Source organism: Paenibacillus camerounensis (assembly GCF_000723885.1).
GTDB lineage: Bacteria > Bacillota > Bacilli > Paenibacillales > Paenibacillaceae > Paenibacillus_AQ > Paenibacillus_AQ camerounensis.
Map to the genome: position 1 here is coordinate 1 of NZ_CCDG010000004.1, position 12416 is coordinate 12416.

The following is a 12416-nucleotide window of genomic DNA, read 5'->3' on the forward strand; positions in this document are numbered from 1 at the left end:
CCGGCAGGAGATGAAGGAGCGTCCGGTTTTGTTGACGACAATGACGCCCTCAACCGTCTTGCGGTCCGGGGACAGTACCACATCGTAGACAAAAGTATGGTATAGCGGCGTCACGCCGCTTTCCAGAACGGCATCGTCATAGACCCGTTTCAGTACCTCCGGATCAATCGGCACCCAATCCAGCATATCCTGATATTCCTTGCGGAAAGCAGGGCCGCAAGCCTCCTTCATCTGCTCCATCAGCTGAAGACCAAGGCCGCGGACAATCGGCTTCTGTTTATCCGTAAAGGGGCAGAAGGCAGGGACGAGCGCAACCGTGCCCATGCCGCCGAGGAAGCCCCTTTGCTCCACCAGCATCGTACTTGCTCCCCCCTGCGCAGCGGCAATGGCTGCGGCGATGCCGGAAGCCCCGCCGCCGATAACCAGCACATCCACCTCGCGGGTAACCGGAATGACGGCGGAAGGCAGTGTAATATATCCGTTATTCATAGAAACCTCTCCAATCTATATAGGTTTACCTTTCCCTACGGCTAATTACTTGACCGCGCCTTCAAGACAAAGACGCAGCAGATCATCCACATGCGCAGTAGCCAGGCATTCCACCGTATCTGCAGCGCCGTAGTAGATTTTGACTTCCCCGGAATCCTCCAGAATCATGCCTCCCGGAAAAATAACGTCATTGCGGAACCCCCCTGCGGTCTCATAACCGGCTTCCGGGGCAAGCAGCGGCGCCTTCGCCCGGCCGATAATCCGGCTGGGGTCCTCAAGGTCCAGCAGCATAATGCCGGTGGTATAGCGCTTCTTCCAGCTGTCCTCCCAGCCGTTTTTGCCGCGGCTGCGGTCCAGGTCCACGGCGTGAAATAAGGTCAGCCAGCCTTTGTCCGTCTTGACGGGCGGGGCACCCGGGCCTACCTTGTCATTGGCATAGGCCACATCCTCCACCGCCAGCAGCAGCCTGGAGTTCCCCCAGTATTTCAGGTCGGGGGAGTCGCTCATCCACATGTCGAAGCGGTCTTTGCCGCCCCGGCTATATACAGGCATGGGACGCTCCAGACGCACATAACGGCCTCCAATCGTCTCCGGAAACAGGACCATATTACGGTTGTCCGGCAGCGACAGGCTCAGCACCTCGAAGGAGCGGAAATCCTCCGTTACGGCAATGCCGCCGCGCAGGCCATGCTTCGTATCGACCGCAAAGCACATGTAGCATTGCTCGCCGATTACCGTCAGCCGCGGGTCATACACGCGGATAACCTCCTCGTCATGCCAGGACCAGCAGGGCTGCGGCTGAACCTCCCACTTGATTCCGTCTTCACTGAAGGCCAGACCGAGATTGGTTGTATGGTGAGGGGCAACAATCCCCTTGTGTTCATCGCCATAGTCATTGCGGAAAACCATCACATATTTGCCTTTAAATCTGGCGACCCCGGCGTTGAAGACCATCGCGGGACCGTAAGGCACATTGCCCGGCGACAGAATCGGGTTCGCAGGATGCCGGGTGATTACCGGACTGGAGAATAAAGGTCCAACTGTATAATCGCTCATATCATAATGCTCCTTGTATATGGAATTGAATCTAACCTTTGACTGAGCCCGCCGTTACCTGAATAAACGTCTTGTTGGCCAAAATATAAGCGAGCAGCATCGGCAGGATCGACAGGCACGCCCCCGCCATCATCAGATGGATCTGCATGGCCGCGGAAGAGCCGTAGCGGAGGTTGGCCAGACCGACGGTCAGCGTCTGCAGCTGCGGATTGGTCATTGTGAACACCAGCGGCAGGATATATTCGTTCCACGCATGGCGGAAGGCGAACAATCCGGCCACGCCCAGTCCCGGCGTCAGGAGCGGCAAAATAATGCGGAAGAACGTACGGATGAAGCCGGAGCCGTCAACCATAGCTGCTTCGTCCAGCTCTCTGGGAATAGCCTTGAAAAAGCCCTGCAGCATGAAAAACGTGCTGGAATGGGCGCTGATCAGAATCAGGATGACACCCCAAAGCGAGGTGTTCAGATGCAGCGCGACCATCAGGTCAAACTGCGGGCGCAGCACGATGGCGCCGACGGAAATGAACATCATTGAAGCCTGAACCGTCACGTATAGGGATCTGCCGGGAAAATCGCGCCGGTCAACCACATAAGCTGCCATAGCTGCGACCAGCAGGGTGCCTGCCGTAACCATAATGCTGACAAAGGCGCTGTTCCAGGTATAGCGCGCGAAGTTGGCCTGCTTCCAGGCTTCCGCGTAGTTGGAGAATTGCAGCTTAGCCGGCAGCAGACTGCCGCCGGTCATCATTTCGGCGCCGGTCTTGAGAGAGCCGGATAGCGTCATAAAAAGGGGGAACAGGGTCAGTACCGCCGTCGCCAATAAGAACAGCCACATGAGCGTACGGGCCACAATCCTGCCTGCATGGCCCGGAACCGGGCGGGCCGTGATGTTCCCGCGCCTGTCCGGCTGTTGGGATAACACTTGCTCGTTCATTGCTGGACCTCCCATGCGTTTAATATACCTTGCTCATTTTGCGGCTCAGGAAGAAGTACAGGCCGGTGATGCCGCCGACGATAATGGCGCTTGCGAAGCCCACAGCACTGCCGTATCCAAGCTGCTGCACAACTGGCGATCCCGTGGATACCGGGAACAGAAGCTTGTACAGATAGAGGTACATAACCTCGGTTTTGCCGATCGGCCCGCCTTCCGTGATGACCATGATGCTCTCATAGCCCTTCAAGGAAGCGATAATCGCCAGCATAACGACCATCTGGGCTACCGGAGCCAGCATCGGAAGCGTGATATTCCAGAACCGCCTTCCGGCGTTCGCGCCGTCGATGGCCGCGCTCTCGTACAGATCCTGCGGAATGCTCTGCAGTCCGGCCAGGAACAGCAGCATATAGTTGCCGACCGCACCCCATACCGCGACCAGAATGACGGTGAGCATCGCGTGCTTCGGCCCGAGCCAGTCAACCGGCTGGGAGACCAGATGCAGCTTCATCAAAAGTGTGTTAACCATCCCGTTATAGGAATTAAAGATGTTATAAAAAACAACCGATATGACTGCGGTACTGATGACCGTCGGCATGAAATAGATCCCCCGCAGCAGATTTCCGCCGCGCAGCCGGCCGTTCAGGATGACTGCCAGCAGCAGGGACAAGGGCAGCGTCAGCAGCAGCTTTCCCCCGGCAAAGATAAAGGTGTTACCTACCGACTCCCAGAACAATTCATCGCGCAGCAGACGGCTGAAGTTGTCCAGGCCAACGAACAGCGCCTCGCCGTAGCCGGCATAATCATAGAACATATAGCGCAGCATCCAGATCAGGGGATAGATGCCCAGGGTTGCCGTTAAAATGATGCTTGGGATCAAAAAAAGGGTATTCTCCCCCAGCCGTTTCCACTTAAATTCCATCCTTCGTTCCTCCTTCGGGGAAAGAAAAGGGGCGGCCGCCAGGAAGTGCGCGGCAGTCCCGTCTTTACCTGTTATTCTCCCTGAGGTTTGCTCGGGTCAAAGGCGGCATCCGGTTTTACGGTTACTTCGCCTTTCTCCACAGCCTTGGACAATGCGTCATTGTATCTGGTGTTCAAATCCGTAGTGATGGCTTGTGCATCCCCGCCGCTAAGCATGTACTTGAAGAATGCGTCGGCATAATTAGTGCCCTCCGGAGTAACGGTCGGCGAAGCCGGCCAGAGCGAGTCGTGTTCACCGACCAGGAAGCCTTCCATACCCTTGATATCCGGGTTTTGGGCTTGCTCCACAATATGCGGCACTACAGCGATGCCGAAGCCTTTTTCATGGTAGGTCTTCAGAACATCGTCGCCGTACATATACTCCATGAACTTCCAGGCTGCATCCTGCTGGGCCGATTTGGCGCTGATACCGAGCCAGGTACCGGCGGATACAATTTCGGAGGTTCCTTTGATTTGACCGTCCAGCGTAGGGGCCAGTGCGCCCGCCCAGTTGATTTCCGTCGGGAACTGGTCCTTGTACACACCCGGTTCCGTCGAGAAGGACAGGTACATGCCGATTTTGCCGGCTGCAAATTGGGCGCGCAGCGGATCAATGTCGAGCGTCTCCGCTCCGGGAAGGATACTGCGGTCCTCATACATTTGCTTGAAGTATTCAATAACCTCCGAGTATGGCGCAAAGTCGAACTTACCAGTCTTCATGTCAAAACCAAGTCCCTGATAGCCGCTCAGGGAGAGAATCTCCCGGATGGAACGGTCAAATGCCGATTTCGGGCTCTTGAAGTTCAATGCAAAGCCGTAAATGCCCTCGGATTTGCCGGCCTCGGTGATTTTTTTGGCGTCATCAACCATTTCTTGCAGCGAGGCGGGAGGGCTCTCAATGCCCGCTTTGGCGAAGAGGTCCTTGTTGTAAACCAGACGCAGGGTCAGGCCGGTATTGGCCAGCGAGTACAGCTTGCCGTCAAAACGGTTCACATTGTCAAGCTGCAGACTGCCGAATTTCGTTTTTATATCCTCGTTAAGATAGCCGTCGATCGGAGCAAGGTAGCCTTTTTTGACAAATTCGGAGGCGTTGCCGCTCTTCAGGCGAAGCACATCAGGCGCCTGGTTGCTGGAGAAGGCAATATCAACGCTCTGCGCATAGTTCTCGGACATAACTGTCAGTTCTACCTGGATGTTTTCGCCGTTGGTTTCATTGAACGTATTGATCAGTTCCTTGATATACTCCTGGTCATGACGGTCATCCGTCCAATATTTAAGCTGTACAGGCTCGCCTGCCGCCGTGTTTCCGCCCGCATCGGCCGATGGAGCTGCTGTGCCCGGCGCTTCTGTTGCCGCACTGCTGTTGCCGTTGTTGTTGCCGCCGCAGCCTGCGATTCCCGCTGCCAGCATGATGCTCAGCCCGAGACCGAACCATTTCTTTTGCATACCTTCTACCCCTTTGATTAACATTTGTATTGTGAGCTCGTTTTTATTATAGGCCCTCGTCTCCGGAAAAGGAGTGCGGCAGACTCACTGTTCAGGGACAGAATTCTATGGTCTGCCGGCCCGTCTTCCATCCTCGTCATATTCCCGGACATAAGCCACCAATTCTTTAAAATGGACACGGGCGATACCAACCTTCTGGTCCGCAGCTCCATACGACATAATCAGCTCCCCGTCTACAACGATTCCTCCGGTCGTAAACAGGCAGGGTGTAGGATAGTCCTGCGGCATTTCCCACTCCCGCTCCGCGAACATCAGACGTTCAGAGCAGCGGTGAACAACCGCCGGGAAGTCATCTTCCTGTTCCCGGACGATCATAAAGGATTGCGTGTACCCAACCTGCACATCTTTTTTTGCATGGTACGAAACCAGCCATTCCTTGTTCCCCAGGGCGATTGGCGGCCAGCTCGCACCGATGCGGTTCTCCTCCCAGTCAAATACCGGATGGGCCAGCAGCCTATGGGTGGCTTTGGATGAGGCAAAAGCCTCCAGCGATTCGGCCGCCGCCATATAGATGGAGGGCTTCCCGGCCTGCTCTCCCCCTTCAAAGGGCAGGACATTCATCGGGCGGTGCAGCATGAGATACTGCTGTTTGCCTGCAATCGCCATTTTTCCGGGAAAGAAGAATACATCACGGTTGTCACTGACATGTCCTTCGGTAAGCGGGCCTACATACTGGAATGCGCTTTCATACTCCCTTTGCTTCAATTTGTTCAAATCCAGCCTGTAGAGAACGCTGACCGTATCGTTGGACCGGGCTGTCTTCATGAACGGGTCCTCGCCGTCGCCTTCAAATATCCAATCCGGCACATATTCAAAGCGTGTCTGAACGGGGGGATGCTGGCTGCTGAGCCAATAGGGGCCCGGGGGGAAAGCGCGGCAGGCCACCGTTACATACAGCTCATTCTCCAGGTAAAAAATACGCGGGTCCTCCACGCAGCCGTTGGCGTAATTCCGCACTTTTTTTCCATGGATATCCGTAATGTACAGCTCATGCTCTTCATACCCCAGGGCAGGCGCCAGGGCGGGCCGTGAAAAGTCTGCATTCCAGGTTTCCCCCCCGTCGGTGCTTTTGGCATAACCCAGAAAAATCGGATAGGGATCATGGCAGCCTTCTCTTCGTTTTTGCGGCCACGGGCCCGTCGCCCGGAATAGCATATGGATGTCGCCGGAGTCTGGGTCTTTGACAATGGCCGGGTTCAGCACCATCTTGTCGGCCCAGTCACAGCCCGGGACAGGCTCAAGGGCCGGCTTGCTCAAATAGCGGAATTGGGGTTTCATAGTTCCTCCTAATTTAGATCATGGTATGGGATTAACGCGCTTGTCGGCGTCGTTCGGAAATCACCTTATCATAAGCCGATTCTGATTTCAAAAGCCTTTTCCCATAAAAACGGCATTCCGGAAAAACAGTAAGATTCATCAATTAAAAAAGGAAGATGCATCATTCTATAAGCACCGCTGAACGGTTTATAATCGTTTTTGCAGACGTAATGCGAATGGAGGAGAACAGTGTGAATCAGGATAAAACGTATGACATTGTTATTTACGGAGGTACGGCCGCCGGTATCGCCGCAGCGGTTCAAGCCCGGAAAATGGGCAAAAGCGCGGTGGTGATTGAACCGGGCCGGCGGATCGGAGGGCTGACCAGCGGCGGGCTGGGCGATACGGATGTGGGGATGAAGGAAGCCGTTGGCGGCTTGTCCATGGAGTTCTACTGGCGGGGGGCCCGGGAATATGCACAGGAAGAGGCCTGCTGGCTCTTTGAGCCCAAGGTTGCGCTGGAAGTGCTGCAGGACTGGGTGACGGAGTATGGCATCGAAGTCGTTTACGGAGAGCGGCTGGACTTGGCGGACGGTGTGACCAAGCAGGGGGATATCATCGTTTCCATCCGCATGGAATCCGGCAGCATCTTCAAGGGCAGCATGTTCATCGATGCCGGCTACGAAGGCGATCTGATGGGCAAAGCCGGCGTCTCCTTTTTCGTTGGCAGGGAATCAAATGCGCAGTACGGGGAGACCTTGAACGGTATCCGTCCCGGCAATGAGCTGCCCGGCGGTATAGATCCTTATGTGGTGAAGGGTGTACCTGCCAGCGGCCTGCTTGACCGTGTTCTGCCGCACCGCGGCGGAGACATCGGCGATGGCGACGATAAGCTCCAGGCCTACAATTTCCGCATGTGCCTGACCAATAATCCGGACAACCGCGTAGACATTGAAAAGCCGGAAGGCTATAACGAAGCCGATTACGAGATTCTGTTCAGGGCCATCGAACAAGGACAGGACTCGCGTTTCTTTAAGCTGAACCGGGTGACCCCGGACAAGACGGATTCCAACAACAACAGCGGCATATCCACTGACTACAACGGGATGAACCATGGCTATGCGGAGGCGGATTACCAGACGCGGGAACAAATGTGGGAAGCTCACCGCATCTACCAGCAGGGCTATGTGTGGACTATCCAAAACCATCCGCGGGTGCCGGAGGAAATCCGGGCGGTATACCGGCCGTGGGGCCTGCCGCTCGATGAATTCACCGAAAGCGGCCATTGGACGCCCCAGCTGTATATCCGGGAATCCCGCCGCATGATTGGCGATTATGTGGTGACTGAGCATGACGTCAGACTGGAGAATCCGGTACCGGATTCCGTGGGCATGGGCTCCTTTGCCATGGATTCGCACCATACCCAGTACTATGTGAATGAAGACGGGCATGTCAGCACGGAGGGAGGTTTTTATATCCGTCTGGCTGCCCCTTATCCGATAAGCTACCGGGCGCTTGTACCGAAGCGGAAGGAATGCGCCAACCTGCTTGTGCCGGTGTGTGTCTCCGCTACCCACGCGGCATACGGCTCCATCCGGATGGAGCCCGTCTTTATGATCCTGGGACAGTCAGCTGCGGCGGCGGCTGTATTGGCGCTTGAGGCGGACGGCGTTGTTCAAAATGTAAAGGGTGACGAGCTGCAGGCTATACTCGTTCAGGAGCATCAGGTTTTATATACGGATATCTGATCGTTACCTTTAATCAGGAGTAAAACCAAAGCCATACCTGCGGCGGTATTCTCCTGGAGGATGTCCGAACCGTTCACGGAACACCCGGCAGAAATGGGCATAGCTCTGGAACCCCGTGTGTTCGGCAACCTGCTCCAGCGCCAGATTGCTGTAAAGCACCTGCTGCTCGGCAAGCTTTAACCGGACATCGATGCAGTAGGCGAACAGCGATTGGCCAAAGGCTGCCTTGAACAGATAAGAGCAGCGGGAGATGCTTAATTCCGCAGAGGCTGCTATTTTTTCCAGACTGAGCGGCTCATGGGCATGATTTTCAATGAATCGTTTCAGCTGGTGTGCCGTATCCGATCCCTTGGTTCGCTTTCCGGCGCCGGCCGCCTGCTCCAGTGTCAGACACAGCGCCCTCAGGAGGTAGTCCATCATTTCGTCCTGATTCTGCATCACCTTTTTCTTTTCGCCGATAATGTGCTTCCACAAGGTAATGACCGTATCATCGAAGCCGATATTGGTTTTGGCCGGCAGGCTTCTGTCCTTCCACCAGGCATCCAGCCACTCCCCCCTGCCGGCCAAAAAATAATCTGCAACAGGCTGCACGGTTTCTGATTGCGGAAGCCTCCCGGGCTGCACGATCAGCTCATAGGGCTGGTCGGGCGGATAAAGCAGCAGGTCCCCCGGGATGATCGTCTCGTATTTCCCCTCCACCAGCGCACGGCAGCTTCCCTCCGCCTGCAGACGGAACAGGTAGAAGGTCAGTCCGTCCCTAAACCGGGCGGAGTGGGGCTTCAGATGTGTGGAATAATTGGCATAAATCACGCAGGCTCCTTGCGGAGCGGAATGGTTCATTTGCAAGGCTCCTCCCGGGAATAGCGGTTGTGCACCGATTATAGATTTTTTTCGTAATGAGGGCAGTGGAAAGAGATCCGGACCGGCGGCGGCGGATCTCTTTTATTGTTCTGCAGCGCGGCTGATTTAGAGCACCCTCCGGCTATACAGTCTGCACAGCGTTAGCGTTAGCCCCATCCCTCCGGCCGGTCCGGGTGGTAGCCCGCCCTGAACTCCGAAGGTGTCTGGCCGGTGATCTTCTTGAACATCTCACTGAAATACCGGCGCTCCTCATAGCCTACAGCTGAAGCCACCTCCTGCACCTGTACCCCCTCCACCAGCAGCAGCTTTGCCTTGTGGATCCGCTCCGCGGTCGTAAACTGGGTAACCGTCATACCCGTCACCCGTTTGAAGAGGCTGGAGAAATAACTGGCGCTCAGATGCACATGGGCAGCGCATTCCCCGACCGTGATATCCTCGGACAAGCGGCTCCTGATATAATCAATAGCTTCATAGATCACCTTCTGCCCTTCGGACAAGCTGTTGCGGCGCACCATCTCGGCCCCATCCGTGCACAGGGCAAGCAGCTGGCGCTGCAGAGAGGCCAGCGGCAGCCCCGCGGTTCCCTGCACGGCCCGGAAACGCTGGATCAGCGGGTGAATATCCGGATAGGGCACCATTTCGTAAAAGGCGCGGATCGCTGAAGCGGCCAGCTCATCGTACAGGCTAAGGAGATAATCGGGATTGTGCCGGGAAATCCCCTTCTGCAGCGTTTGCGATATGGCGGACAAAATAGCCTCCGTCCGCCCGGCATTCCCGGAGCGCAGGGCCAGCAGCAGCTCATCCTTATACTCCAGCGCCAGCGGCTCCTGGCTTCCTTCCTGCTGGATATCCTCGTACTTGATTGCCGCATTCCCTTCGGTGAACAGATGATGGGAGAGCGCACGCTGAGCCTGCCGGTAGGAATCGGGCAGCTCGCTGATTTCCTCCACCGGGCCGCCGACTCCGACCGAAACCGTAAATTTCGTATACTGCTCAATATTCCGGCAGCACTGCTCGGCTATTTCAATGGGACTGCCCGTCCCTGTTACATTCATTACGGCCAGAAAACGGTCATGGCGGGCCCGGAAAACCACGCTCTGTGCATGGTCTGCCAGCGTCTCCTGCATAATGTTCAGCAGGGAGAAGCGGATCAGCTCCATCTCGCGGATGGACCGCTCGGCAAGCTGCTCCCGGAAGCGGTCGATCTCAATCAGCATCACCACAAAGCCCCTCGGTTCAAGCCTGATATTCAAAAAATCCCACCGTCCTGCAGCTTCCTCCCATGAAGTCCGGTGGCTCACAAGCAGCGCAAAATATTCCTGCCGCAGCACCGGCATGCTCTCCCGCAGCTTATTCTCCATTTCCTGCAGGCTTAAGCGCTTGGAGCGCTCCTCCATAATCTCCGCCTTGGCCCGCAGCACCGCCGACATGATGTCCTCCTGCGAAAACGGCTTAACCACAAAATCGAATGCCCCCAGCTGCACCGCCTGCTGTGCATACTCGAAATCGGCATAGCCGCTGATCAGAATCACCTTGCAGCCCCGGTTCTCTTCCAGCACCGCCCGCAGCATGCTCAGCCCGTCCATTCTCGGCATGCGGATGTCGGTAATGACAAGATCCGGCCTCTGCGCCTGAATGAGCCGGAGCCCCTCTTCCCCGTTGCTTGAAACGCCCGCGACGTGAATTCCCTGCTCCTCCCAGTTCATCGCGGTCAGCCCGTCCACCACGCTTTTGATATCGTCGATAATGCAGAGACTGACCGGCTCATGCTGGCTCATCCGAATGCTCCCCTTTCTTCGGTAAAGAAATCCGTATTTCCGTTCCGCACTCGGGTGCGCTGTTGACCTGAAACTCCGCACTGCTCCCGTAATACAGCTGGAGCCGCCGGATCATATTAGACACGGCATAGCCTTTATCCGACTCCAGCCAAAAGAGGGCGCGCACCTGGTCCTCCTCCATACCGCTGCCGTTATCACGTACACAAATCGTCCATCGTTCCCCATCCCCGGCCATTTCGATCCCGATGATTCCGCCGCTCTCCCGGTCCCGGAAGCCGTGAAGGATACTGTTCTCCACCAGCGGCTGGAGAATAATGCGCGGAATCGAAAGCCCGCACAGCTCCGGCTCCTGCACCTTGAATTCATAAGTAAACAAGCCCTCGTAGCAGCTGGATTGCAGCTCCAGATACTGGCGCACATGCTCCAGCTCTTTGGACAGGGTTGTAATCTCCCGGCCGTTGTTCAGCCCAAGCTGGAAGAGGCGGGAGAGCGAGAGGACCATTTTCTGAGACGGCTCGACCTGCTTTAAATTCAGCTTCCAGTAGATGGTATTAAGGGTATTGTACAAAAAATGCGGGTCCATCTGCGCCGACAGCGCCTTAATCTCCGTCGCCCGCTTATGCGACTGCGCCTCTGTAACCTCGCCAATCAGCACTACAATCTGCTCCAGCATCCGGTTGAACCGGAAGCCCACCTGTCCAAGCTCATCTCCGCTGGTACTCTCGAAGCGGGCGGACAGATCATTGTTCTCCACCCGCTTCATCACCTTCAGCAGCCCCTGAAGCGGTTTCAGCAGATAGCGTGTAAAGGCGCCGGAAATCAGCGAGGTCACAGTAAACGCCGCCAGTGCAATCCCGGCGATGAGCCATTTGACATACACCATATCCTTCAGCACCCCGGCCTGAGACTGGATGGTCGTCATCGTCCAATCGGCAATCCCAAGCTTGGCATAGTTGAGCAAATACGCCTTGCCGTCCAGATCAAAGGATTGGCTGCCCTCCGGCCGGCTCATAATTTCCCGCAAATTCCCGGCGTCTACCGCCTGCCGGACCAGCGGGTCCTTCGTACGATATACCGTCTCTCCCGCCGTATTCAGCAAGAAGCTGGATGCCCCTTGTCCGGTATCTCCCTGCACCAGCTTGCGGAAGCCGTCCTCGCGGATGTTCACTACGATGTAAACATCGTTGACCGGTGTGTCAAAGATCGGCTCCAGAATCAGCGAAATGACGCGCTCCTTGCCGGAGAAGAGCATATCCTCGTGGCCCTCCACCCAGATGTTCTTTTTTTCCTGCTCAATCCGGTCGTAAAGAAAAGTATCCTTGAACGCATTGAGCCGGTTGCGGTTCATGGACGACGGGTAGAACTCCCCGATCGGGGTCGTCACATAAATGGACTGGATCAGCGGCTCAGCGATCCGCGCCTGCGAGAACACATTGTCCAGATCGTTCAAATGCGTGTAATATTCCTGTGTGTCCCCGGACGCGGCATCCTTCAGCATATCGTAAAAGGGCTGGCTAATCATAAACGTCATCATAATGAGCATCAGCTTGTTCAGCTTCTCATCCACAATCTGCGCAGACCGCACTACCGTATCCTGCGTCAGCTTCAGCGCGTTCTTCTCCAGGGTAGCGGCCGAAATATAGTAAGACAGCCCTCCGGTCATCAGCACCGAAAGGAGGATAACGGCCAGAAATGCGACTTTGAGCTTGTTGCGGAACGATTGCCTGCGCAGGTACTCCAAGCTGTATCACGCCTTTCCTTCTACAAATCTATGTCTTTCAATTATGTCCTTCCGGTCACGATTCTACAAGAAGCACCGCCCAAGACAGT

Annotated in this window: 10 protein-coding genes; 1 reads left to right on the plus strand and 9 read right to left on the minus strand. The window is 55.9% G+C overall.

The features are described from left to right. The 6 genes from BN3772_RS00875 to BN3772_RS00900 all read right to left on the minus strand — a co-directional run. On the minus strand, positions 1 to 489 hold a 489-nt coding region (locus tag BN3772_RS00875; RefSeq protein WP_157643517.1), incomplete at its 3' end, for an FAD-dependent oxidoreductase. Positions 490 to 534: 45 nt separating this feature from the next. Further along, complete coding sequence (locus BN3772_RS00880) at positions 535 to 1545, minus strand: glycoside hydrolase family 130 protein (RefSeq protein ID WP_157643518.1); 1011 nt, start codon at positions 1543 to 1545, stop codon at positions 535 to 537. A gap of 31 nt (positions 1546 to 1576) precedes the next feature. Further along, positions 1577 to 2479, minus strand: coding sequence for a carbohydrate ABC transporter permease (locus BN3772_RS00885; RefSeq protein ID WP_042195694.1), 903 nt, complete (start codon positions 2477 to 2479; stop codon positions 1577 to 1579). Between the two features lie 19 nt (positions 2480 to 2498). Beyond that, entirely contained in the window at positions 2499 to 3398 is a 900-nt protein-coding gene (locus BN3772_RS00890; protein WP_042195696.1) for a carbohydrate ABC transporter permease, read from the minus strand. 71 nt (positions 3399 to 3469) lie between these two features. Then, a complete protein-coding gene (locus BN3772_RS00895) occupies positions 3470 to 4882 on the minus strand; it encodes an ABC transporter substrate-binding protein (RefSeq protein WP_042195698.1) in 1413 nt (470 codons plus the stop codon). 105 nt (positions 4883 to 4987) lie between these two features. Beyond that, on the minus strand, positions 4988 to 6220 hold the full coding sequence (locus tag BN3772_RS00900; RefSeq protein ID WP_042195699.1) for a glycoside hydrolase family 130 protein: 1233 nt from the start codon (positions 6218 to 6220) through the stop codon (positions 4988 to 4990). A 230-nt stretch (positions 6221 to 6450) separates the two neighbouring features. Here BN3772_RS00900 and BN3772_RS00905 point away from each other — a divergent pair, with 230 nt between their 5' ends. Then, positions 6451 to 7947: an FAD-dependent oxidoreductase gene (locus BN3772_RS00905; RefSeq protein WP_052380322.1), complete on the plus strand. Its 1497-nt coding sequence runs from the start codon at positions 6451 to 6453 to the stop codon at positions 7945 to 7947. Between the two features lie 9 nt (positions 7948 to 7956). Here BN3772_RS00905 and BN3772_RS00910 read toward each other — a convergent pair whose 3' ends face one another. The 3 genes from BN3772_RS00910 to BN3772_RS00920 form a co-directional block, all read right to left on the minus strand. Then, positions 7957 to 8787 carry an AraC family transcriptional regulator gene (locus BN3772_RS00910; RefSeq protein WP_042195701.1) on the minus strand — a complete coding sequence of 277 codons (831 nt, stop codon included), beginning with the start codon at positions 8785 to 8787 and terminating at the stop codon, positions 7957 to 7959. 167 nt (positions 8788 to 8954) lie between these two features. Next, positions 8955 to 10586, minus strand: a complete 1632-nt coding sequence (locus BN3772_RS00915) for a response regulator (protein WP_042195703.1) — start codon at positions 10584 to 10586, stop codon at positions 8955 to 8957. Then, positions 10573 to 12327 (minus strand): sensor histidine kinase, encoded by a 1755-nt coding sequence (locus tag BN3772_RS00920; protein WP_042195705.1) that lies wholly within the window; start codon positions 12325 to 12327, stop codon positions 10573 to 10575. Before BN3772_RS00920 ends, BN3772_RS00915 begins: the two co-directional genes overlap by 14 nt. Between the last annotated feature and the right edge of the window lie 89 nt (positions 12328 to 12416).